Source organism: Pseudomonas fluorescens (genome assembly GCF_902497995.1).
Classification (GTDB): Bacteria; Pseudomonadota; Gammaproteobacteria; order Pseudomonadales; family Pseudomonadaceae; genus Aquipseudomonas; species Aquipseudomonas fluorescens_BK.
In genome coordinates, this window is sequence record NZ_CABVII010000001.1 from 222,364 (window position 1) to 245,223 (window position 22,860).

Annotated in this window: 17 protein-coding genes, 1 pseudogene and 2 riboswitches; of the genes and pseudogenes, 12 read left to right on the forward strand and 6 right to left on the reverse strand. The window is 60.2% G+C overall.

The genetic code is table 11. From position 1 onward, the window contains the following. Position 1: 1 nt before the first annotated feature. On the reverse strand, positions 2 to 1,063 hold the full coding sequence (gene cobW, locus F8N80_RS00980; protein WP_150744994.1) for a cobalamin biosynthesis protein CobW: 1,062 nt from the start codon (positions 1,061 to 1,063) through the stop codon (positions 2 to 4). A 102-nt stretch (positions 1,064 to 1,165) separates the two neighbouring features. Further along, a riboswitch (cobalamin riboswitch) is annotated at positions 1,166 to 1,379 on the reverse strand. A gap of 197 nt (positions 1,380 to 1,576) precedes the next feature. Continuing rightward, a riboswitch (cobalamin riboswitch) is annotated at positions 1,577 to 1,804 on the forward strand. Positions 1,805 to 1,924: 120 nt separating this feature from the next. On the opposite strand from cobW, the gene F8N80_RS00985 reads away from it, so the two are divergent. The 4 genes from F8N80_RS00985 (at position 1,925) to cobM (ending at position 4,086) form a co-directional block, all read left to right on the forward strand. Then, entirely contained in the window at positions 1,925 to 2,128 is a 204-nt protein-coding gene (locus tag F8N80_RS00985; protein WP_150744995.1) for a CbtB domain-containing protein, read from the forward strand. Between the two features lie 11 nt (positions 2,129 to 2,139). Then, a complete protein-coding gene (locus tag F8N80_RS00990) occupies positions 2,140 to 2,847 on the forward strand; it encodes a CbtA family protein (protein WP_150782995.1) in 708 nt (235 codons plus the stop codon). After that, a complete protein-coding gene (locus tag F8N80_RS00995) occupies positions 2,844 to 3,257 on the forward strand; it encodes a cobalamin biosynthesis protein (RefSeq protein WP_150744997.1) in 414 nt (137 codons plus the stop codon). The genes F8N80_RS00990 and F8N80_RS00995 overlap by 4 nt, the downstream gene beginning before the upstream one ends. A gap of 82 nt (positions 3,258 to 3,339) precedes the next feature. Continuing rightward, positions 3,340 to 4,086 carry a precorrin-4 C(11)-methyltransferase gene (cobM, locus tag F8N80_RS01000; protein WP_150782996.1) on the forward strand — a complete coding sequence of 249 codons (747 nt, stop codon included), beginning with the start codon at positions 3,340 to 3,342 and terminating at the stop codon, positions 4,084 to 4,086. A gap of 141 nt (positions 4,087 to 4,227) precedes the next feature. Here the strand turns inward: cobM and nfuA are convergent, their stop codons facing one another. Then, a complete protein-coding gene (nfuA, locus tag F8N80_RS01005) occupies positions 4,228 to 4,812 on the reverse strand; it encodes a Fe-S biogenesis protein NfuA (RefSeq protein WP_150744999.1) in 585 nt (194 codons plus the stop codon). Positions 4,813 to 5,157: 345 nt separating this feature from the next. Here nfuA and metH point away from each other — a divergent pair, with 345 nt between their 5' ends. Then, positions 5,158 to 8,868, forward strand: a complete 3,711-nt coding sequence (gene metH / locus F8N80_RS01010) for a methionine synthase (protein ID WP_150745000.1) — start codon at positions 5,158 to 5,160, stop codon at positions 8,866 to 8,868. A gap of 200 nt (positions 8,869 to 9,068) precedes the next feature. Further along, positions 9,069 to 9,290 carry a DUF2970 domain-containing protein gene (locus F8N80_RS01015; protein ID WP_150745001.1) on the forward strand — a complete coding sequence of 74 codons (222 nt, stop codon included), beginning with the start codon at positions 9,069 to 9,071 and terminating at the stop codon, positions 9,288 to 9,290. Positions 9,291 to 9,312: 22 nt separating this feature from the next. On the opposite strand, the gene F8N80_RS01020 is transcribed toward F8N80_RS01015, so the two are convergent. Beyond that, positions 9,313 to 10,398 (reverse strand): ABC transporter substrate-binding protein, encoded by a 1,086-nt coding sequence (locus F8N80_RS01020; protein ID WP_150782997.1) that lies wholly within the window; start codon positions 10,396 to 10,398, stop codon positions 9,313 to 9,315. A gap of 523 nt (positions 10,399 to 10,921) precedes the next feature. On the opposite strand from F8N80_RS01020, the gene F8N80_RS01025 reads away from it, so the two are divergent. Both F8N80_RS01025 and F8N80_RS01030 read left to right on the forward strand, forming a co-directional pair. Then, positions 10,922 to 12,580: a nitrite/sulfite reductase gene (locus F8N80_RS01025; protein ID WP_150782998.1), complete on the forward strand. Its 1,659-nt coding sequence runs from the start codon at positions 10,922 to 10,924 to the stop codon at positions 12,578 to 12,580. Beyond that, positions 12,564 to 13,058, forward strand: a complete 495-nt coding sequence (locus tag F8N80_RS01030) for a DUF934 domain-containing protein (RefSeq protein ID WP_128872728.1) — start codon at positions 12,564 to 12,566, stop codon at positions 13,056 to 13,058. The genes F8N80_RS01025 and F8N80_RS01030 overlap by 17 nt, the downstream gene beginning before the upstream one ends. Positions 13,059 to 13,153: 95 nt before the next feature. On the opposite strand, the pseudogene F8N80_RS01035 reads toward F8N80_RS01030, so the two are convergent. From F8N80_RS01035 to sohB, 3 genes and pseudogenes are all read right to left on the reverse strand, one after another. Continuing rightward, positions 13,154 to 17,022, reverse strand: a pseudogene (locus F8N80_RS01035) (dermonecrotic toxin domain-containing protein). A gap of 164 nt (positions 17,023 to 17,186) precedes the next feature. Beyond that, a complete protein-coding gene (locus tag F8N80_RS31065; RefSeq protein WP_191632835.1) occupies positions 17,187 to 17,324 on the reverse strand; it encodes a hypothetical protein in 138 nt (45 codons plus the stop codon). Between the two features lie 7 nt (positions 17,325 to 17,331). Beyond that, positions 17,332 to 18,354, reverse strand: coding sequence for a protease SohB (gene sohB / locus F8N80_RS01040; RefSeq protein WP_150782999.1), 1,023 nt, complete (start codon positions 18,352 to 18,354; stop codon positions 17,332 to 17,334). 203 nt (positions 18,355 to 18,557) lie between these two features. Between sohB and F8N80_RS01045 the strand changes: the two genes are divergently transcribed. The 4 genes from F8N80_RS01045 (at position 18,558) to F8N80_RS01060 (ending at position 22,796) form a co-directional block, all read left to right on the forward strand. Continuing rightward, positions 18,558 to 19,268 (forward strand): histidine phosphatase family protein, encoded by a 711-nt coding sequence (locus F8N80_RS01045; RefSeq protein ID WP_150783000.1) that lies wholly within the window; start codon positions 18,558 to 18,560, stop codon positions 19,266 to 19,268. A gap of 64 nt (positions 19,269 to 19,332) precedes the next feature. Continuing rightward, positions 19,333 to 19,647 (forward strand): SCP2 sterol-binding domain-containing protein, encoded by a 315-nt coding sequence (locus F8N80_RS01050; protein ID WP_150745007.1) that lies wholly within the window; start codon positions 19,333 to 19,335, stop codon positions 19,645 to 19,647. 336 nt (positions 19,648 to 19,983) lie between these two features. Continuing rightward, entirely contained in the window at positions 19,984 to 21,831 is a 1,848-nt protein-coding gene (locus tag F8N80_RS01055) for an amidohydrolase (RefSeq protein ID WP_150783116.1), read from the forward strand. A gap of 101 nt (positions 21,832 to 21,932) precedes the next feature. Beyond that, positions 21,933 to 22,796, forward strand: coding sequence for a LysR family transcriptional regulator (locus tag F8N80_RS01060; RefSeq protein ID WP_150783001.1), 864 nt, complete (start codon positions 21,933 to 21,935; stop codon positions 22,794 to 22,796). The last annotated feature ends 64 nt before the right edge of the window (positions 22,797 to 22,860 follow it).

The window sequence follows — 22,860 nt, forward strand, 5'->3', positions numbered from 1 at the left end:
CTTAAACGCTGAGCGCGGCGCGCAATTGCGCTTCGAGCAGCGCGGCATCCAGTGCCTGGCCAATCAACACCAGGCGCGTGGTGCGCGTTTCATCGGCACTCCACTGACGGTCGAAATGCTTGTCGAAGCGCGTGCCCACGCCCTGGATCAGCAGGCGCATCGGCTTGTTCGGGATCGCGGCGAAACCTTTGACGCGCAGGATGCCGTGCTGGACCACCAGTTGGGTCAAGGCATCCAGCAGCAGGCTTTCGTCAGCTTGCGGCAGTTCGATGGAGATCGAATCGAAGGCGTCGTGGTCGTGGTCGTCCTCGCCTTCATGATGATGGTCGTGGTGGCTGTGACGGCTGTCGATATGCTCTTCGGAACCGGCGCCGAGGCCGATCAGTACGTCCAGTGGCAGACGACCGCTGCTGGCTTCGATGACTTTCACCGCTGGCGGCAGTTCTTCGGCGACTTCCAGGCGCACCCGGGCCAGGTCTTCAGGGCTGATCAGGTCGGCCTTGTTGAGGATCACCAGGTCGGCGCTGGCCAGTTGGTCGGCGAACAGTTCGTGCAGCGGCGATTCGTGGTCCAGGTTCGGGTCGAGTTTGCGCTGGGCGTCGACCTGGTCCGGGAAGGCGGCGAAGGTGCCGGCGGCGACGGCCGGGCTGTCGACCACGGTGATCACCGCATCGACGGTGCAGGCGCTGCGGATTTCCGGCCACTGGAAGGCTTGCACCAACGGTTTGGGCAGGGCCAGGCCCGAGGTTTCGATCAGGATGTGATCGAGGTCGCCACGACGGGCCACCAGTTCGCGCATCACCGGGAAGAATTCTTCCTGGACGGTGCAGCACAGGCAGCCATTGGCCAGTTCGTAGACGCGGCCATTGGCTTCTTCCTCCGTACAGCCGATGGAGCACTGCTTGAGGATTTCACCGTCGATGCCCAGCTCGCCAAACTCGTTGACGATCACCGCGATGCGACGGCCCTGGGCGTTGTCGAGCATGTGCCGCAGCAAGGTGGTCTTGCCCGAGCCGAGGAAGCCGGTAACGATGGTGACGGGGAGTTTGGCCAGTGTTTTCATCGGATGCCCTTTGGCAAGGTGGCGGGCATACGGGACGACAACCGGCAACGCGGACGCGCGTGCCTGAAGAGTTCGCCACCGGATCACCCCGCCCGGTTGAAAGTGAGAATCTGTGTCGAGGCAGGTCTCCTGGCTGACGGTGTGCCAGTCGTTGGACTGGCGTTCGCTGCGCCTTCCCGCGAACCCGTTGCACAGGGTTTGCAGTGGCGTGGCAGCGAAACATCACCGTTCACAGTTGCGGGGGCAGCCGCGGCATCGACCGCGTTCCCTTCTTAGCTTCGGCAGACGCCGAAGAACCTCGAATGCGCAAGGCTACGCATGGTGTGGGGGCGGGTCAATGTCCGCGCAGATATCTGTGAGACAGACAGGACGCCTTCGCGGGCAAGTCGGATCGCCGCACCGCTCGCTCCTACAAGAGCACCGCGATCCTGTAGGAGCGAGGCTTGCCCGCGAAGAATTCACCGCGATCCCGAGCCCCCCTGCCAATTGACGCCCAACCCCCACCCATGCTCTCCTACACGCCTTGTTACGGGTGCCCTTCACAGGGTGAAACGGGAAACCGGTGAATCATGTGCTTTACTCAAAGCCATGTCAGTCCGGTGCTGCCCCCGCAACGGTAAGCGAGCGAAGCGTCAGATCCACTGTGCCAGCAGTTCGGCATGGGAAGGTGATGCTTGCAGGTCACGGCGAAAGCCAAAGCCCCTCGTGAGCCCGGAGACCGGCCCGCAACACAAAGTGACCATTGTGATCACTGAATAACAAACCCGCGGTGGGCGGGCGCTGTTCGAGCCTCTGCGCGCCTGATGCGCAGGGATCTTCCATGCGCTCTATTCACCCGCTGACAGACCAGAGGGAAGCGCCATGTCGATCATCAGCAGCACCGGCAGCAATACAGACAAGAGCACCGCCAGCAGCACCACGACCCTGACCCAACGCCTGACCGCCGCCGCGTGTGCGTCGATCCTTGGCGCAAGCCTGGTGTATTTCGCCGGCTTCTCGCACATCGAAGCGGTGCACAATGCCGCGCACGATACCCGTCACAGCTCCGCGTTCCCGTGCCATTGAGACCTGTCGACATGATCAAGCGTATCGCGCAAACCGCAGGCTTCACCGGGCTGCTGGCCGCCCTGCTGCTGACCCTGCTGCAAAGTTTCTGGGTTTCGCCGCTGATTCTGCAGGCCGAGACCTACGAAAAATCCGAGCCGGCGACTGTTGAAGTTCATGAGCACGCCGCGGGCGCTGTCGCCGCTCACACCCATGATGCGCAAGCGTGGGAGCCGGAAGACGGCTGGCAGCGCGTGCTGTCGACCACCGGCGGCAACCTGGTGGTAGCGGTCGGTTTCGCCCTGATGCTCGCCGGTCTCTATACCTTGCGCGCCCCGACCAAAACCTCTCAAGGCCTGCTCTGGGGCCTGGCCGGCTATGCGACCTTCGTGCTCGCGCCGACCCTCGGCCTGCCGCCTGAACTGCCTGGGACTGCCGCGGCCGATCTGGCGCAACGGCAGATCTGGTGGATCGGCACCGCTGCCTCCACCGCGACCGGCATCGCCCTGATCGTGTTCAGCCGTCACTGGCTGATGAAGATCCTCGGTGTCGCGATCCTTGCCGTTCCGCACGTGATTGGCGCGCCACAACCGGAAGTGCATTCGATGCTCGCTCCGCAAGCCCTCGAATCGCAGTTCAAAATCGCTTCGCAGCTGACCAACGTCGCGTTCTGGCTGGCCCTGGGCCTGATCAGCGCCTGGTTGTTCCGCCGCAAAAGCGATGGCCAATACGACGCATGACGGATATCAGCACCGTGCCGACCCTGGTGGTCGGCCTGGGCTGCCAGCGCGGCTGCCCCGTCAGCACGTTGCGGGCATTGCTCGACCAGGCGTTACAGGCTCATCGAATCGAACTGCGCGAGATCAAGGCCCTGGCCAGCATCGACCTGAAACGCGAAGAACCTGGCCTCATCGAACTGGCCGCACAGCTTGCGCTGCCGCTGATGTATTTCAGCAGCGAACAATTGGCCGGTTATCAGCCGCAACTCAGCCACCGCTCGGACATCGCATTCGAACGCACCGGCTGTTACGGTGTCGCGGAAAGTGCCGCCCTGGCCCTTGCCGAACAACTGGCCCAGGCGCCGGCAAAACTGCTGATTTCGCGACAGAAATATGCCCAGGCCACTCTCGCATTGGCTGGCGCTGCATAAAATCCCCGATAATCCCCCCTTTCGATCATGAGCAATCTTCATCTGAAGCCTTGCCCAGGCCCTTTTTTCACAGGAATCGACGATGACTGTCTACTTCATTGGCGCAGGTCCCGGCGACCCGGAACTGATCACCGTCAAAGGCCAGCGGCTGATTCGCAGTTGCCCGGTGATCATCTATGCCGGCTCCCTGGTGCCCGCCGCGGTGCTCGAAGGCCATCAGGCCGAACAGCTGGTTAACAGCGCCGAACTGCACCTGGAACAGATCATCGATTTGATCAAGACAGCCCATGCCAAGGGCCAGGATGTGGCGCGGGTGCATTCCGGCGATCCGAGCCTGTATGGGGCCATCGGCGAGCAGATTCGCTACCTGCGTGAACTCGACATTGCCTTTGAAATCATTCCCGGCGTGACCGCGACGGCGGCTTGCGCGGCGCTTCTGGGTGCGGAGTTGACCTTGCCGGACGTGTCGCAGAGCGTGATTCTGACCCGCTACGCCGACAAGACAGTCATGCCAGCCGGCGAAGAACTCGGCAGCCTGGCGCAGCATGGGGCGACCATGGCGATCCATCTGGGGGTCAATCATCTAGAGAAGATCCTGGTCGAATTGCTGCCGCATTACGGCGCGGACTGCCCGATCGCGGTGATTCACCGGGCGACCTGGCCGGATCAGGATTGGGTGGTGGGTACGTTGGCGGATATTGCCGGGAAGGTTGAAGCGAAGGGGTTTCGGCGCACGGCGTTGATTCTGGTGGGCCGGGTGTTGGGGAGCGATCAGTTCAGTGAGTCATCGCTGTATCGCGCCGGGCATGCGCATTTGTATCGGCCATAGGGCGCCTTCGCGAGCAAGCCCGCTCCCACAGTTGATCGCATTCCAATGTGGGAGCGGGCTTGCTCGCGAAGGCGCCAGTGAACTTCACCCATAAAAAAACGGCGCTCACGGGGCGCCGTTTTTCATTTCGCAGCGAACACCTTAGTAATAGGCGTTTTCTTTCTGCGTGTGGTCAGTCACGTCGCGAACGCCCTTGAGCTCGGGAACTCGCTCAAGCAGAGTACGCTCGATGCCTTCGCGCAGGGTGACATCTGCCTGGCCGCAGCCCTGGCAGCCGCCGCCGAACTTCAGCACGGCGATGCCGTCGTCGACCACATCGATCAGGCTGACCTGACCGCCGTGGCTTGCGAGCCCCGGGTTGATCTCGGTCTGCAGATAATAGTTGATACGCTCGTTGATCGGGCTGTCGGCGTTGACCATCGGTACTTTGGCGTTTGGCGCCTTGATGGTCAGCTGGCCGCCCATGCGGTCGGTGGCGTAGTCGACTACCGCGTCGTCCAGGAAAGCTTCGCTGAACGAATCGATGTAGGCGGTGAAGCTTTTCAACCCCAGCGCCGTGTCTTCAGCTTTTTCTTCGCCCGGCTTGCAGTAGGCAATGCAGGTTTCGGCGTACTGGGTGCCGGGCTGGGTGATAAAGACGCGGATGCCGATACCCGGCGTGTTCTGCTTGGAAAGCAGATCGGCCAGATAGTCGTGGGCGGCGTCGGTAATGGTAATAGCGGTCATGGAAACTCCTCGCAGGCTTGGGCGCAGTTTACGCCAATCAACGCGCCGGACAAAGTCCCAGTATTTTTGTCGGGAAAGTGAAGGCGTGGCAATGACCTCCAAACGCCCCAACCCGCAGCACTGCACGAACCGCCCGTAGGAGCCAGGCTTGCCGGCGAACCAGGCGCCGCGGTGTATCTGCCATACCGCGTTATCGTTCTTCGCGGGCAAGCCTCGCTCCTACAGTACTGCGGGTTGGTGGCGTGTCAACATGAGCCAGATTCATGCAAAACCGCAACATGCTCTAAAACCGCACAGGTTTGCTATCATCCCGGCCCTTCGTCATGGTCTTTCCGAGTAGTCCCAATGTCCGATCGCAGTGTTCGCCTTCAAGCTCTCAAGCACGCCCTCAAAGAGCGCATCCTGATACTCGATGGCGGCATGGGCACGATGATCCAGAGCTACAAGCTCGAGGAGCAGGATTACCGCGGCAAACGCTTTGCCGACTGGCCGAGCGACGTCAAGGGTAACAACGACCTGCTGGTGCTGACGCGCCCGGACGTGATCGGCTCGATCGAAAAGGCCTACCTGGATGCCGGCGCCGACATTCTGGAAACCAACACCTTCAACGCCACCCAGGTGTCCCAGGCCGACTACGGCATGCAGGACCTGGCGTACGAGCTAAACGTAGAAGGCGCCCGCCTGGCACGCAAGGTGGCGGACGCCAAGACCCTGGAAACCCCGGACCGGCCGCGCTTCGTCGCCGGCGTGCTCGGGCCTACCAGCCGTACCTGCTCGCTGTCCCCGGACGTGAACAACCCCGGCTATCGCAACGTGACCTTCGATGAACTGGTGGAAAACTACACCGAGGCCACCAAGGGCCTGATCGAAGGCGGCGCCGACCTGATCCTGATCGAAACCATCTTCGACACCCTGAACGCCAAGGCCGCGATCTTCGCCGTGCAAGGGGTTTACGAAGAGCTGGGCGTCGAGTTGCCAATCATGATTTCCGGCACCATCACCGACGCCTCCGGTCGCACCCTGTCCGGGCAGACCACCGAAGCCTTCTGGAACTCCGTGGCCCACGCCAAGCCGATTTCGGTCGGCCTGAACTGCGCCCTCGGTGCCAGCGAATTGCGCCCGTACCTGGAAGAGCTGTCGAACAAGGCCGGCACCTACGTCTCCGCGCACCCGAACGCCGGCCTGCCGAACGAATTCGGCGAGTACGACGAACTGCCGTCGGAAACCGCCAAAGTCATCGAAGAATTCGCCCAAAGCGGCTTTCTCAACATTGTCGGCGGCTGCTGCGGCACCACGCCAGGCCATATCGAAGCCATCGCCAAGGCCGTGGCCGGTTACGCGCCGCGGGAAATTCCGGAGATTCCCAAGGCCTGCCGCCTCTCGGGCCTGGAACCCTTCACCATCGATCGCAGCTCGCTGTTCGTCAACGTCGGCGAACGCACCAACATCACCGGTTCCGCCAAGTTCGCCCGGCTGATTCGTGACGACAACTACACCGAAGCCCTGGAAGTCGCCCTGCAGCAGGTCGAAGCCGGCGCCCAGGTGATCGACATCAACATGGACGAGGGGATGCTCGATTCGAAGAAGGCCATGGTGACCTTCCTCAATCTGATTGCCGGCGAGCCGGATATCTCCCGCGTGCCGATCATGATCGACTCCTCCAAGTGGGAAGTGATCGAAGCCGGCCTCAAATGCATCCAGGGCAAGGGCATTGTCAACTCGATCAGCATGAAGGAAGGCGTCGAGCAGTTCATTCATCACGCCAAACTGTGTAAGCGCTACGGCGCCGCAGTGGTCGTAATGGCGTTCGACGAAGCCGGCCAGGCCGACACCGAAGCGCGCAAGAAAGAAATCTGCAAACGCTCCTACGACATCCTGGTCAACGAAGTCGGCTTCCCGCCGGAAGACATCATCTTCGACCCGAACATCTTCGCCGTGGCCACCGGCATCGAAGAGCACAACAACTACGCTGTGGACTTCATCAATGCCTGCGCCTACATCCGCGACGAACTGCCGTATGCCCTGACCTCGGGGGGCGTGTCCAACGTGTCGTTCTCCTTCCGCGGCAACAACCCGGTGCGCGAGGCGATTCACTCGGTGTTCCTGCTGTATGCGATCCGCAACGGCCTGACCATGGGTATCGTCAACGCCGGTCAGCTGGAGATCTACGACCAGATCCCGGCCGAACTGCGTGACGCCGTTGAAGACGTAGTGCTCAACCGCACCCCGGAAGGCACTGACGCCCTCCTCGCCATTGCCGACAAGTACAAGGGCGACGGCAGCGTCAAGGAAGCCGAGACCGAAGAGTGGCGTGGCTGGGACGTCAACAAGCGCCTGGAGCATGCGCTGGTCAAGGGCATCACCACCCACATCGTCGAAGACACCGAAGAATCGCGCCAGTCGTTCGCCCGACCGATCGAAGTGATCGAAGGCCCGCTGATGTCCGGCATGAATATCGTCGGCGACCTGTTCGGCGCTGGCAAAATGTTCCTGCCGCAAGTGGTGAAATCCGCCCGAGTGATGAAGCAGGCCGTGGCGCACTTGATTCCGTTCATCGAACTGGAAAAAGGCGACAAGCCGGAAGCCAAGGGCAAGATCCTCATGGCCACGGTCAAGGGCGACGTGCACGACATCGGCAAGAACATCGTGGGCGTGGTGCTGGGCTGTAACGGCTATGACATCGTCGACCTCGGCGTGATGGTGCCGGCCGAGAAGATCCTGCAAGTGGCCAAGGAGCAGAAGTGCGACATCATCGGCCTGTCGGGCCTGATCACGCCTTCGCTGGATGAAATGGTCCACGTGGCCCGCGAGATGCAGCGCCAGGGCTTCCACCTGCCGCTGATGATCGGTGGCGCGACCACCTCCAAGGCCCACACCGCGGTGAAGATCGAGCCGAAGTACAGCAACGATGCGGTGATCTATGTCACCGACGCCTCGCGCGCCGTGGGCGTGGCGACGCAGTTGCTGTCCAAGGAGTTGAAACCGGCGTTCGTCGAGAAGACTCGCCTTGAGTACATCGAAGTCCGCGAGCGCACCGCCAATCGCAGCGCCCGTACCGAACGCCTGAGCTACCCGGCCGCGATCGCCAAGAAGCCGCAGTTCGACTGGAGCACCTACACCCCGGTCAAACCGACCTTCACCGGCGCCAAAGTGCTGGACAACATCGACCTCAAGGTGTTGGCCGAATACATCGACTGGACGCCGTTCTTCATCTCCTGGGACCTGGCCGGCAAGTTCCCGCGCATCCTTAACGATGAAGTGGTCGGTGAAGCCGCCACCGCGCTGTACGCCGATGCCCGGGAAATGCTCGCCAAGCTGATCGACGAAAAACTCATCAGCGCCCGAGCGGTGTTCGGCTTCTGGCCGGCCAACCAGGTGCGCGACGATGACATCGAGCTCTACGGCGACGACGGCAAGCCACTGGCCAAGCTGCATCACCTGCGTCAGCAGATCATCAAGACCGACGGCAAGCCGAACTTCTCCCTGGCCGACTTCGTCGCGCCGAAGGACAGCGAAGTGACCGACTACGTGGGTGGTTTCATCACCACCGCCGGCATCGGCGCCGAAGAAGTGGCCAAGGCCTACCAGGATGCTGGCGACGATTACAACTCGATCATGGTCAAGGCCCTGGCCGACCGTTTGGCCGAGGCGTGTGCCGAATGGCTGCACCAGCAGGTCCGCAAGGATTACTGGGGTTACGCCAAGGACGAGACGCTCGACAACGAGGCGCTGATCAAGGAGCAATACACCGGCATCCGCCCTGCTCCGGGCTACCCGGCGTGCCCGGATCACACCGAGAAAGGCACGCTGTTCGCGTTGCTCGACCCGCAAGCGAGCGAAATGAAAGCCGGCCGCAGCGGCGTATTCCTCACCGAACATTACGCGATGTTCCCGGCGGCAGCGGTCAGCGGCTGGTACTTTGCACACCCGCAGGCGCAGTACTTTGCCGTGGGCAAGATTGATAAGGACCAGGTGCAGAGCTATACGTCGCGCAAAGGCCAGGAGCTGAGTGTGACCGAGCGGTGGCTGGCACCGAACCTGGGCTACGACAACTAAAATTGCTGTGCTGGCCACAATTAATGCTGTGGTCAACACAGATCCCCTGTGGGAGCGGGCTTGCTCGCGAAAGCGGTGTAACAGTCAACGAAGATGTTGAATGTCATGGCCCCTTCGCGAGCAAGCCCGCTCCCACATTAGGTTTGTGCATGTCGTGGATTGTCTATGCTTACCTTTCACACATCAGTGACGAGGGGTTTATGGACGATCCAGTCGACAACAACAAGCCACCCACCTTCTGGCAAATGCTGCACAGCGTCATGGCTGCGGCGTTCGGAGTGCAAAGCGGGAAGAACCGGGCTCGCGACTTCACTCACGGCAAGCCGAGTCATTTCGTGATCCTGGGGGTTCTGTTCACGGCGGTATTCGCCCTGACCCTGTTCGGCATCGTCAAACTGGTGCTGCTTCTGGCCGGGACTTGATGCCTGATCCAGTGCAAATACCTCAGTGCATCAAGGTTTGCAGGCTGAACGGGTAGCGATACGACGCCGGCTGTCCCTTGGCCGAGAGCTTGAGAAAATTCACACCGTAATCCTGCCTGCCACCCAGCTCCAGCAGGCGCCTGGCTTGTGCCCGATCAATCAGCTGCAACAACGGAATCTGCCGGTCGCGTCCGCCGTACTGACCGAAATCCACGCCCTGGTCGTAGTCATGCAACTGCACGAGCGCCCAACCGCCCAGACTGAAATGCCCACCCAGCAGCACGCTCAGTCGACCGTCCAACAGCGCTTGCAAGGCAGCGGGTGAATGGTTGATGGCGCCGAACAGTGCGTCCTTTCCAGGTTGGCCTCCGGCTTCGGCATACGCTTGCATGACCCCCAAGGCCATTTCGTCATTGGCCGACCATACCAACGAAACCTTCGGGTAGCGTTTGAACAACAATCCGGCCTGCTCGTAGGCCCGCTCCCGGGTCCAGCCGCCATACACCAACTGGCGCAAACGCACTTCAGGGTGTTCGGTCAGGGCGCGCATCATGCCTTTCTCCCGCAACTGCGCCGCCGGTGTCACCTTCAGACCGGAAAATGCCAGCAGCTCAATGACTTGGCCGGGGGCTGCCGGGGGATGCAGGCGAATCAGCTCCTTGAGCATCAGGTAGCCGCCCTCCTCGTCGTTGGGCACCAGGCTGCCCAGCCAATCGGGATATTTTTCAGGCTGCGAGCCAAGCAAGCTCATCTGGCCCGGGGTCAGCGCATTATTGACCATGAACAGTTTTACGCCACTGCCTTGCGCCATACGCAGGATTTCGAGGGCGACGTACTGCTCGTTGACGAACACCAGATAGTCCGGCCGGTCTGGCCCTTGCAAGGCTTCACGAGCCTGCGCCAGGGTGGTTTCAGCGAGATGGTCGGCGTACTGAATGCGCAAATCCATGGCCAGGTCCTTGGCTGCGGCCTGCATGAACTGCGAGTAACTGACCCAAAAAGCCTCGCTGGTGGTTGCTGGATTCAGGAACAACACTGAAGCCGCCTGGGCACAGGGTCCCATGACCATCCCCAGCGCCAGTAATACGCCACAGAGAAACTTCAACATTGATCGTCCGAGCCCCGAAAATTCACCGCACATTCCAGTCAGCGAACCCCCGTAAAACGGCGTTGGATCCGGATTGTGTCCGACCATCGTCGAGACGAGCCCGGACAAGGTCCATTATTGATGACTGACCCAGAATACCGCAGTGCCCACGACCAGGATGATCAGGAACAGGATGGCCCAGGCATCCACCGTACTATCGGGTTTTGTGACTTTGGTAGGGTTGCTCATTGCATCGCCTCTTGTCGGTTTTATCGGTGATTGCATAAAGACTCGACCACAGTTAAGACGATGATTGCCCTCATCACAACCAGGGGCTTTGCAACAACGATTCTCATTAGTCCTTTTGGTTCTTTGCATATACTCAAACATCACTTTTGCGCATAACTGCAAACTGGTATCTTGCCCCGGCTCCGTAGGGAGTGCGCGGCCGTGCGCGCAGAATTGCCGAGGCAGTATCGGAGACTTCAGCAAAGCGAAAAACGCAACTGGATCCGACCGGCCCAAGCCTGAGAACAGGACTTATATGTACGTATACGACGAGTACGATCAGCGGATCATCGAGGACCGCGTCAAGCAGTTCCGTGATCAGACCCGACGCTATCTGGCAGGCGAGCTGAGCGAAGAAGAATTCCGCCCTTTGCGCCTGCAGAACGGGCTTTATATCCAGCGTTTCGCGCCGATGTTGCGGGTAGCGGTGCCTTACGGCCAACTGACTTCGCGCCAGACGCGAATGATGGCCAAAATCGCTCGCGACTATGACAAGGGCTATGCCCACATCAGTACCCGGCAGAACGTGCAGTTCAACTGGCCGGCGCTGGAAGACATCCCGGACATCCTCGCTGAACTGGCGACCGTGCAGATGCACGCGATCCAGACCAGCGGCAACTGCCTGCGCAACGTCACCACCGACCAGTTCGCCGGTGTCGCCGCCGACGAGTTGATCGATCCGCGCCCATGGTGCGAGATCGTCCGCCAGTGGACGACATTCCACCCGGAATTCGCTTACTTGCCGCGCAAGTTCAAGATTGCGATCAACGGGTCCACGTCCGACCGTGCCGCCATCGAAGTCCATGACATCGGCCTGGAGGCGGTACATAACGCCGCGGGCGAAATCGGCTTCCGTGTGCTGGTCGGTGGCGGCCTGGGCCGGACGCCGGTGGTGGGCGCATTCATCAATGAGTTCCTGCCGTGGCAGGACCTGTTGAGCTACCTCGACGCCATTCTGCGGGTCTACAACCGCTACGGCCGTCGTGACAACAAGTACAAGGCGCGGATCAAGATTCTGGTCAAGGCCCTGACGCCTGAAGTCTTCGCGCAAAAAGTCGACGCGGAAATGGAACACCTGCGCGGTGGCCAGACCACGTTGACCGAGGCCGAAGTGCATCGCGTCGCCAAGCACTTCGTCGATCCCCAGTACAAGGCGCTGGACAACCAGAGCGCCGCACTCGCCGAGCTCGACCGGCAGCACCCGGGCTTTGCCCGCTGGCGCACCCGCAATACCCTGGCCCACAAGAAGCCGGGCTATGTGGCGGTGACCCTGTCCCTGAAGCCGACCGGCGTTGCCCCGGGCGACATCACCGACAAACAGCTCGACGCCGTGGCCGACTTGGCCGAGCGTTACAGCTTCGGTCAGCTGCGCACTTCCCACGAGCAGAACATCATTCTGGCCGACGTGGAACAGGACCGGTTGTTCGAGATGTGGGGCGAACTGCGCGAGCAAGGCTTCGCCACGCCGAACATCGGCTTGCTGACCGATATCATCTGCTGCCCGGGCGGCGATTTCTGCTCCCTGGCCAACGCCAAGTCGATCCCGATCGCCGAATCGATCCAGCGCCGTTTCGACGACCTGGACTATCTGTTCGACATCGGCGAACTGGACCTGAACATCTCCGGTTGCATGAACGCCTGTGGTCACCACCACGTTGGCCACATCGGCATCCTCGGAGTCGACAAGAAAGGCGAAGAGTTCTACCAGGTGTCCCTGGGTGGCAGCGGCACTCGCGATGCGAGCCTGGGCAAGATCCTCGGCCCGTCCTTCGCCCAGGACGCCATGCCTGACGTGATCGAGAAGCTGATCGACGTGTACATCGAACAACGTACCGAAGACGAGCGCTTCATCGACACCTATCAGCGTATTGGCATCGACCTCTTCAAGGAGCGCGTCTATGCAGCGAATAATTAAGAACAACGAAGTCGTCGACGAAACCTGGCACTTGTTGCCGAAGGACTTCAACATCGACGAGATCAGCAACTGCGACGACTACATCGTCCCGCTGCAGCTGTGGCGCGAACACAGCCGTATGCTCAAGGCCCGCGATGGCGGCCTGGGTGTGTGGCTGGACGCCGACGAAGAAGCCGAAGAAATCGGTGACGACGTGGATCAGTTCCAGGTCATCGCCCTGAACTTCCCGGCCTTCACCGATGGCCGCAATTACTCCAACGCCCGCCTGCTGCGTGACCGTTATGGTTTCAAGGGCGAACTGCGGGCGATCGGCGATGTGCTGCGTGATCAGTTGTTTTACTTGCGTCGCTGTGGATTCGATGCCTTTGCCTTGCGCGCCGACAAAGACCCCTATGAAGCCCTGGAAAGTCTCAAGGACTTCTCGGTGACCTATCAGGCCGCCACCGACGAACCGCTGCCGCTGTTCCGTCGCCGCTGAACACATAAAGCCTTGACCCAAAACGGGGTCAGGGCTTTATGTTTGTACAGCGCTGCATAGAAATGCCCGAATCAGCACATCTCTACCGTAAGTTGTTACGGATGACCCGCTTCGATCGGAAACGGTCGCCCCATCGCCACCCAATCGGTGTAAAGCTTCGCTCGGTTTTCCAGCGCTGTGAATAGGACAAATGGATTATCAGCATCGACTTCGGCCACTTCGATATCCGGAGTCAGTCGCGTCCACAACTCCTCGGAAGCATCTGCTTCATCCAACAGTCGCCAGACCCTGGCTTGAAGCGTCAGATAGTCCACACGAAAATCCGCCGTCAAAACCAGACCGTCCATGACTCTCAAGAAGCGCGTGCCCAGCGGTTTGGCTGCCAACCTTTGCCAAATCAATCGCCTGGCCTGTTGTTGCTCTGCATTGCTCTCATGCAACCACTCGACGACCTCGCCGTAGTGGGGGCCGGGCTCGCTTAGCCACAGGTTGATCCCTGTCTGGTGTCGATGCTCCACCAGCCGTAACAGCGTATCCTCGTTGCTCAACGGATTGCCATGCAGCAGCACCCGGTCCCGGCTGATCGCCTGGTTCACAATGGCCGGAGGCACCCGGGTAATAGCGTTGTTTCGCAGGTCCAGCCGGTCCAGGCACGGTTGATCCCCGATCCCGATCGGGCATGCGTTAATACGAGTGTTACTCAGGTTCAGCCACCGCAAATCATTCATTCCCTGCACCAGGGGTGGGACCTCTAGCGGGTTGTCGCTCAAATCCAGCCATTGCAGATGAGGTATTTCCCGTAGACGTGAGGCCGTCGCGTGGGTGAACTTCATTTCTGTGCTCCTGAGGTTCAATGATGTCAATTGACGCAATCGTGTGATCTGAGGGGGCAGTACGCTTTCCAGATTGCCGTCGATATCGGGAAGACGAAGATCGACGCCTTCCAGATTCAACGTGCGCAGGTTAGGAAAAGATTCAAGAAAATCATTCAGACTCTCGCGCACGACCAAATGAAATCTGCGCATCGACAGCTCGGTCACATCGTCAAGGTGAACATTTATCGCGGGCAATCGATGGAAATCCTCAAAGTCCATGTCCATCTTGAAACCGGTCAAGTGACTGCCTGAATAATGACTCCCTTCTTGCGGAGCACGTTTTTGCCAGATATCAACCATCTCATCAGCCAGTTCAATCCTTGTTTCGCGTTCGCGCTGTATCGTGTCTTGCAGCAACCTCACGTTATGCGCCGCAATCTGCAAGTGATCCATACCCTGCGCTTCAATGTCATCGGCGGTGAGAAACTCAATCTCCGTGTCTTCGACGTCGTCAGCCGCTTGATCGAGCCAATGGTTCAAATCGGTGTTCAATTGCTCAAGTTGCTGTCTCAACCCATCAATATGCGCCTGGGCGCCTGGCCCTGCTCCCAGGAGCATCTCATCGACCTGCGCATTGGAGAATTCGGGGTAGATATCCTTGAGTTGCAGCCGCATTGTTTCGTGTGTCAACGCCTCGGCCTGTGGCGTTGTCGGAAACCCTCCCCCCCTGAGTCCCTGGGCTTCAAAGGGTAGCCTGCTGTCCATCCTGCCTGACCCGAGCATGAAATCAGACCGGGCCATTGCCTGATCAGCGATTTTGAGCCGCAACTCACTGACCGGATCCGGGGACGTCAGGTGCAACGCTGAACGCTCATCGTCGGACAAGACCCCGAGAACCGCCCCGTAGAAGCCTGTTTGCCGGCCCTGGTGCAGATAATGGTTTCCCGTCTTGATCAGGCGCCGGACGTTCGGTGCTTCGAGTGGGCCGCTACGGTCGAGCACCCGTCCGATGGCCGACCGATCGAGCACGTCGATGCGCAGATTCTTCGGCCATCCGGGCAGGTTCTTGAGCGAGTGCAAAGCCAGCGTGTCCGACTCCGGGCTGAGTACCGAGCGAAGGTACAAGCCCTCATAGGCCCGGTTGAGCCGCACGTGCTGCTGATACTGGCGGGCCTTGCTGTCCAGGCGCTTGAACACCTGCAGGGTCTCGGTGGTGTCGGGCGGTCTCTGGATGTCCACGCCATAGCGGTCGAGGATTTGTTCGATGGCGCTTTTTGGCAGGCCGGGGTATTGGCGCTGAAACAACCGGACCCATTCATTCCCGGAACGTTGAAGCGTTTCATAGCGTTTATTGAACAGTTCTGGAGACCCGGCCGGCCCAAGTTCCTGATCGATCTTGAACCGGCTGATCGTATCGGCCAACAAGGGTGTCGGTGGGCGCCCGGTTTGCATCAGGCGCAGCATGTCGTCATCGATCGCGCTGACCTTGCCGATCTGTGCGAGCGTTTCATCACTGAAAGAGGCGACCGAGGGGCCAACTCCGCGCAGGAGTGCCAGTCGGGTCGGCAGGGGAAGGATCGGTTGCACGGACGGCTCTGATACAGGGGTAACACTCGATGCCGCAGAAGCTTCGCCAGGCTCGTGATCTCTTTTCGTCAGCGCGCCGATATCAGCGGCTTCGCCCTCCGCCAACGCTGCGATACCGGCCACTGGCAGCGCATTGAGCAAGCCAAACACCGTACGCGTCACGCCCGCCGAACGCTGGTCCGCCGTTTCACCGTTTATCGCCTGATCCAGGCCATAACCGGCATCGATAAGCCCCGCTAATGCGAGCAGTCCCTCGCCACCCGGAATAAACAACGCCAGAGCACCGTACCGGTTGATCCACTGCACAACCGGTTCGACGACGGCGCTCAAACTATCGCGATTGACCTGTGCGTCGTCACGAATGGTTTTGACGCTGGCCAGTGCCGCCTGTTTCATTGTCAGAACCAGTTGCGCAAAAGGGTCAGTTCCTGTTGGCGAGTCATCAAAGCCGATGTACTGGGCAGGATCCCAGTAGCCGTCATTGTTGAAGAACCCGGCCTCTTTGGTCAGCCGATGTACTCGGGGATAGATCGCCATGCCATCCAGTGCGGTCACAACCCCTGCGTGAAAGGTACCGTCTGCGCGATCTTCATCGGCAAAGTGGGCGGCCAATGCCTGTTTCGTTTCACTGTCGCCTCCCTGCGTCACAACCCATTGGCGCAGTTGTCCGGCATGGGTGAAATCATGCAGCGGTGAAGAGTTGCCGGGTACGTACATCAATATTTGGGCGCTGGGCGGGCGGCGGAAGATCCAGATATCAGTCGCGGTGTAACGATAAAGCTTCAAGCGGCTTGCCTTGACCGCGGAGGGTGCCGTGGTGGGTGCTTGCAGCTGATCGATCGCCAGTGTTTCCCATGTTTGATCAGCCGATAGTCCTGCCGCCAGCAACGCGAGCTTCAGGCCTTCCCCAGTCAGCCGTTGCTCATGACGCTGCAACCAGGCACTCATTACAAAAGCCGCCTTGACCGACGTCCTCAAGGCATAAGGCGCGGGCGCCACGACTGCCTCGTCCGAAGGCCACGCTCGATCAAGGTAGGCACTGTATAGCGTCTGCAATCGCAGTTCCCAGACCCACTTTTTGACATCGGCCGGGCGCAACGCGATCTGGGTGTCCGGTCCGTAAATTTGCGGAACGGTTTGCCGATAGATGCCTTCATAGGTCTGGTGGTTGCCGCTGCCGTGGTCGGCGAACTCATCGACCTGCTCCACAATGCGAACAGACGGGCCGATGTCAGGCGGGGGAATGCCGTTTCACCGAATCGCCCGTCACCCACGGCCTGGTAATTCAAAAGCAACGCTTGCAGCAAAGATTGGGAGCTTGCAACTTGCCCCTGGTGGATACCGGCTTGTGCAGGATGACCCTTGTAGTCGTAATCAAGCGTGACCAGGAGGGTGGTCTGCGGGTCGATGTCCTGCCCCCATTGTTCCTTGATCTGGCGCTCGCCAAACTGGGCGGGGGTTTGTGGCAGCGCGAGGTCCACGATACCTTTGAGTTCGTTGCGCATTTGCCAGGTCGGCGTCGGATGAGGGCGGGCTACTTCATCATGAGGGAGCTCTTTCATGGTGCAATCCATTGCAGTTAATTGAGGTCTTTTACATTAACCCTCATCAGCTAAATGAAAAGCAGGAAAGGGTCCGCCCCCCTCTCGGAAAAGTCTTCAATGCAAAAAGAAATACACCGTCAGGCATGACGAAACCGGGTTTGGCCCGGTTTCGTTGCAACAGATCAGCGTTCAGCATTTTTAATAAAAGTGCGAATAACCGAGGAACGATACTCCAACGCTTCAAACCCTATATACCGCACCGGATTCCATTCATGGGTGCAAAGCGCCTTGTTGCCGAAAACCGGCAACAAGGCGCTCATGAGGTTTTTACCAGAAGCGTTGCTGAGTCAACCGGCTCCACCAGGACAGCAAGACTCGGTCCACCGACCCGCTGGCCGCCATGCCAATGCGCTCCTGCAGGCTTTTACGTTCAGCGTAATGCAGGTGATAAAGTTCGGATTTCTTCGCCCGTTCGGCGAGGTACTCATCGCTGGTCTTGAGTTCATCTACCAGTTGCTTGTCCATCGCCGCGACGCCCAGCCAGACTTCACCGGTGGCGACCTTGTCGATGTCCAGTTGCGGGCGGTAACGCGAGACAAAGTTCTTGAATAGCTGATGGGTAATGTCCAGGTCTTCCTGAAACTTCTCCCGGCCCTTCGAGGTGTTTTCACCAAACACGGTCAGGGTGCGTTTGTATTCGCCGGCGGTCAGGACTTCGAAGTCGATGTCGTGCTTTTTCAGCAAGCGGTTGACGTTGGGCAATTGCGCCACCACGCCGATCGAGCCGAGGATCGCGAACGGCGCACTGATGATCTTCTCGCCGATGCACGCCATCATGTAACCGCCGCTGGCCGCGACCTTGTCGATGCACACGGTCAACGGCACACCCGCGTCGCGAATGCGCGCCAGTTGCGAGGACGCCAGGCCATAGCTGTGAACCATGCCGCCGCCGCTTTCCAGACGCAACACCACTTCATCCTTTGGGGTGGCGAGGGTCAGCAGCGCGGTGATTTCGTGACGCAGGCTTTCAGTGGCCGAGGCCTTGATATCGCCATCGAAATCGAGCACGAATACCCGGGATTTGGCCTCGGGCTTTTTCTTTTGATTTTTCTCGGATTTGGCTTCGACCTTGCGCAGGGCCTTGAGTTGATCCTTGTCGAGCAAGGTCTGCTCCAGACGCTCGCGCAGCCCCTTGTAAAAATCATTGAGTTTACTGACTTGCAACTGGCCGGCGGTTTTGCGTCGACCTTTGCTGCGCAACGCCGCAAAACTGGCCAGGACCACCAGGATGGCGACCACCAGTGTCACGGTTTTAGCCAGGAAAATGGCGAACTCGGCAAAAAACTCCACAATGACTCCTTCAATACGATGCGCTGCATAAACGCGCGCGCGATACTCTCAGCATACCCATGCGTGGTCCCGGCGACCAGCCATGAAACCTCTGGCAACGAGCCTGTAACAGGCATTTCAAACAAGCGTATGTTTTTTCATTGACAGCTCACCGTCATCCTCATAACCTCGCCGAACCTTCAACGTACCGGGATGACGCGGACGTGGGCAGTATCTATTTGATTCGACATGGCCAGGCCTCCTTTGGTGCAGACGACTATGACGTCCTGTCGCCGACCGGTATTCGCCAGGCAGAAATTCTCGGCCAGCACCTGGCCGGGTTAGGTATCAGCTTCGATCGCTGCCTCGCGGGCGACCTGCGCCGTCAGCAACACACGGCCAACAGCGCGCTGGAACAGTTCGCCGCCGTGGGCCTGCCGGTGCCGATCCTGGAAACCGATTGCGCCTTCAACGAATTCGACGCCGACGCGGTGATCCGCGCGCTGCTGCCCGCCCTGCTGGAAGACGAACCCGAAGCACTGGACATTCTGCGCAATGCCGCGCAAAACCGCGTCGAGTTCCAGCGCATCTTCGCGCTGATCATCGAGCGCTGGCTGGCCGGGACCTATGACATACCAGGGCTGGAAAGCTGGCTGGGGTTTGTCGAACGGGTACAAGCCGGTCTGCAGCGGATCCTCGAACAGGCCGACAACACCCAGAAGATCGCCGTGTTCACTTCTGGCGGCACCATCACTGCCCTGCTCCACCTCATTACACAAATGCCGGCAAGGCAGGCATTCGAACTGAACTGGCAAATCGTCAACACCTCGCTCAACCTGCTGAAGTTTCGTGGGCGCGAGGTGGCACTGTCTTCTTTCAACAGTCAGGCGCACCTGCAGCTGTTGAAAGCCCCGGAACTCATCACGTTTCGCTGAGTCCGGACTCTTGTGACCCTGGCTGTAATCACCCAGCTCTAATTACCCAAGAAAGGATCGAACCATGACCTCCGTAGCTGATGCCGTACAAGCAATGAAAGCCAAGTTCAACCCAGCCGCTGCCGCCGGTCTGGACCTGGTATTCGGTTTCCGCATCGACGACACCAAGCACTTCTCGCTGATCGTCAAGGACAGCACCTGCGAACTGCAAGAAGGTGAAAACCCGGACGCCCAGGTAACCCTGGTGATGGACGGCGAGACCCTGGACGGCATCGTCAGCGGCGAAACCGACGGCATGCAAGCCTTCATGGGCGGCAAACTGCGCGCCGAAGGCGACATGATGCTGGCCATGAAATTGTCCGAGCTGTTCCCGGCCTAAGCACGTCGCCCCCGTCCTTCGGGGGCACGCCTGGCTGCAAACGAATCCCGCCCCTCGTGGCGGGATTCGTCGTTTTGCGCCATTGGAAAACAGCTACCTGCGGATTTGCGGTCTATATTCCTTCTGGCCGCATGCGTCAGACATCGGCTGTTGGCCCTCGCTTTTTCATGAAGAGCCTTTTCATGAAGAACCTTTTCATTAAGAGCTTTTGCGCGGAGCATTGCCATGAGCCCACCTGACGACCACAACGGCTTCAACCGCCGACAGGTACTGCAAGGCCTTTCGGCAGGCGCCATCGGTGCCTGGATCAGCCCACTGCCAGCAGGGAGTAAAACCATGCCCGATGCCCCGGCCGACCTCATTCTGTACAACGGACGCCTGCACACCGTTGACCGCAAGAAACCCCAGGCCAGTGCCGTCGCGATCAAGGATGGCCGCTTCGTGGTGGTCGGCAGCGATGCCCAGGCCATGGCCCTGCAAGGTCCCGGCACGCAAATCGTCGACCTGCACGGGCGCACGGTGATTCCCGGCCTTAACGACTCGCACCTGCACTTGATCCGCGGCGGCTTGAACTACAACCTCGAACTGCGCTGGGAAGGTGTGCCGTCGCTGGCCGATGCGTTGCGCATGCTCAAGGACCAGGCGGACCGCACGCCGACGCCCCAATGGGTGCGCGTGGTGGGTGGCTGGAACGAGTTCCAGTTCGCCGAGAAGCGCCTGCCAACCATCGATGAACTGAACAAGGCCGCGCCGGATACCCCCGTGTTCGTGCTGCACCTGTATGACCGCGCCCTGCTCAACCGCGCCGCATTGAAGGTGGTTGGCTACACCCGCGACACGCCGAATCCGCCGGGCGGTGAAATCCAGCGCGACGCCAATGGCGATCCGACCGGCATGTTGATCGCCCGTCCCAACGCGATGATTCTCTACTCGACCCTGGCCAAGGGTCCGAAACTGCCGCTGGAATACCAGGTCAACTCGACCCGCCAGTTCATGCGCGAGCTCAATCGCCTCGGCGTCACCAGCGCCATCGATGCCGGCGGCGGTTATCAGAATTACCCGGACGACTATCAGGTCATCCAGCAACTGGCCAAAGACCGGCAGCTCACGGTGCGCATCGCCTACAACCTGTTCACCCAGAAACCCAAGGAAGAGCTGGCCGACTTCAAGAACTGGACCGGCACCTCCCGCTACGGCCAGGGCGATGACTTCCTGCGCCACAACGGCGCCGGGGAAATGCTGGTGTTCTCGGCGGCGGACTTCGAGGACTTCCTCGAACCACGCCCCGACCTGCCACAGACCATGGAGCAGGAACTGGAGCCGGTGGTTCGGCATCTGGTGGAACAGCGCTGGCCGTTTCGCCTGCACGCCACCTACAACGAGTCCATCAGCCGCATGCTCGACGTGTTCGAGAGGGTCAATCGCGACATCCCGTTCGACGGGCTGCCGTGGTTTTTCGATCACGCCGAAACCATTACCCCGCAGAACATCGAACGCGTCAAAGCCTTGGGCGGCGGCATCGCCATCCAGGATCGCATGGCGTTTCAGGGTGAGTACTTCGTCGAGCGCTACGGCGCCAAGGCCGCCGAACACACGCCGCCCATCGCGCGCATGCTCGCCGAAGGCATCCCGGTTGGCGCGGGTACGGACGCTACGCGGGTGTCCAGCTACAACCCCTGGACTTCACTCTACTGGCTGGTCAGCGGCCGCACCGTCGGCGGGCTGGAGCTGTACCCGCAAGGCTTGAGCCGCGACACCGCGCTGGAACTCTTCACCCATGGCAGCGCCTGGTTTTCTTCCGAGCAGGGCAAGAAAGGGCAGATCAAGGTCGGGCAACTGGCGGACCTGATTGCGCTGTCGGCGGACTATTTCCACATCGAAGACGAGGCGGTGAAATGGATCGAGTCGGTGCTGACCATTGTCGACGGCAAGATTGTCTATGGCAGCGTCGAGTTTGAAAGACTCGGGCCGCCGCCGGTGCCGGTGGTGCCCGAGTGGTCACCGGTGATTAACGTGCCGGGCCACTGGAAACCGCTGGCGCCGCTGACGGCGCAGGTTCACCACTGTGTGGGGGCTTGCGCGGTGCATGCACACAGCCATGAACGGGCGCGGTTGTCGTCGGCGCCGGTCAGCGATTTCGCCGGGTTCTGGGGGGCCTTCGGTTGTTCGTGTTTTGCGTTTTGAATGCAGAATCGAGGCGGAAATCGGCCCCGTAGAAAAGCCGTCCACTCGCCACCGGTGGTGACTGCTCTTACAATACGCGCACTTCCCCCACCGGCCTGCCCATGGACATCGATCTCGCCCGTACCTTTCTCGAAATCGTCCGCCACGGCAGCCTTGCCGCGGCGGCCGAAAAGCTTCACGTCACCCAGACCGCAATTACCGCGCGCGTGCAGAAGCTCGAAAGCCAGTTGGGCAGCACGCTGTTCGTGCGCAATCGCGCCGGCGCTCGCCTGACCGCGAACGGCGAGGCCTTTGTGGTCTACGCCAATCAGTTGGTGGAAACCTGGGAAGCCGCACGCCGGGACCTGCCATTGCCCGAGGGTTACCACGACGTGCTGCACATCGGTGGCGAGGTCAGCCTGTGCAACCCGCTGATGCTCAGCTGGGCAGGCGCACTGCGGGAGAAGATTCCCGGCCATGCCTTGCGCATGGAAATCCGTGACGGTGAGAACCTGTTGCGCCAGCTGGAACTGGGGGTCCTGGATGCGGCGCTGGTCTACCAGCCCGAGTATTGGCCGCGCCTGCAAGTCGAGCAGGTGCTGGAAGAAAAACTGGTCCTCATACGACTTGCCGCAAGACCCGATCCTTATGTGTACATCGACTGGGGCCCGGACTTCCGTCGCCAGCACGATGCCGCGTTGCCGGAAAAAGCCCGGGCCGCCTTGAGCTTCAACCTTGGCCCACTGGGCTTGCAGTACATCCTGGAAAACGGCGGCAGCGGCTATTTCCGTACCCGGGTAGTCCAGAGTTACCTGGAAAGCGGCGTCCTGGAAAAAGTGCCAAAAGCCCCGGAGTTCAGCTACCCGACCTATCTGGTGTATTCCCGCGACCGCGACTCGGCGACCCTGCAGCGGGCCTTCGATCTGTTGCGTGAGGTCATCCAGTCCGACGATGACTGGTCGCAACGCTGGAACCCGCTGGCCTGAGTCCGGTTTGCACCGGAGCATGGCGCCTGTGGCCTCGAGGTTCGCCCGGCCGAAACCGCGGGAT

Excerpts from the sequence above, each read along its gene's own strand:
- cobW (WP_150744994.1), bottom strand. The coding sequence starts at position 1,063 with ATGAAAACACTGGCCAAACTCCCCGTCACCATCGTTACCGGCTTCCTC.
- F8N80_RS00985 (WP_150744995.1), top strand. The coding sequence starts at position 1,925 with ATGTCGATCATCAGCAGCACCGGCAGCAATACAGACAAGAGCACCGCC.
- F8N80_RS00990 (WP_150782995.1), top strand. The coding sequence starts at position 2,140 with ATGATCAAGCGTATCGCGCAAACCGCAGGCTTCACCGGGCTGCTGGCC.
- F8N80_RS00995 (WP_150744997.1), top strand. The coding sequence starts at position 2,844 with ATGACGGATATCAGCACCGTGCCGACCCTGGTGGTCGGCCTGGGCTGC.
- cobM (WP_150782996.1), top strand. The coding sequence starts at position 3,340 with ATGACTGTCTACTTCATTGGCGCAGGTCCCGGCGACCCGGAACTGATC.
- nfuA (WP_150744999.1), bottom strand. The coding sequence starts at position 4,812 with ATGACCGCTATTACCATTACCGACGCCGCCCACGACTATCTGGCCGAT.
- metH (WP_150745000.1), top strand. The coding sequence starts at position 5,158 with ATGTCCGATCGCAGTGTTCGCCTTCAAGCTCTCAAGCACGCCCTCAAA.
- F8N80_RS01015 (WP_150745001.1), top strand. The coding sequence starts at position 9,069 with ATGGACGATCCAGTCGACAACAACAAGCCACCCACCTTCTGGCAAATG.
- F8N80_RS01020 (WP_150782997.1), bottom strand. The coding sequence starts at position 10,398 with ATGTTGAAGTTTCTCTGTGGCGTATTACTGGCGCTGGGGATGGTCATG.
- F8N80_RS01025 (WP_150782998.1), top strand. The coding sequence starts at position 10,922 with ATGTACGTATACGACGAGTACGATCAGCGGATCATCGAGGACCGCGTC.
- F8N80_RS01030 (WP_128872728.1), top strand. The coding sequence starts at position 12,564 with ATGCAGCGAATAATTAAGAACAACGAAGTCGTCGACGAAACCTGGCAC.
- F8N80_RS31065 (WP_191632835.1), bottom strand. The coding sequence starts at position 17,324 with ATGAGCGCCTTGTTGCCGGTTTTCGGCAACAAGGCGCTTTGCACCCAT.
- F8N80_RS01050 (WP_150745007.1), top strand. The coding sequence starts at position 19,333 with ATGACCTCCGTAGCTGATGCCGTACAAGCAATGAAAGCCAAGTTCAAC.
- F8N80_RS01055 (WP_150783116.1), top strand. The coding sequence starts at position 19,984 with ATGCCCGATGCCCCGGCCGACCTCATTCTGTACAACGGACGCCTGCAC.
- F8N80_RS01060 (WP_150783001.1), top strand. The coding sequence starts at position 21,933 with ATGGACATCGATCTCGCCCGTACCTTTCTCGAAATCGTCCGCCACGGC.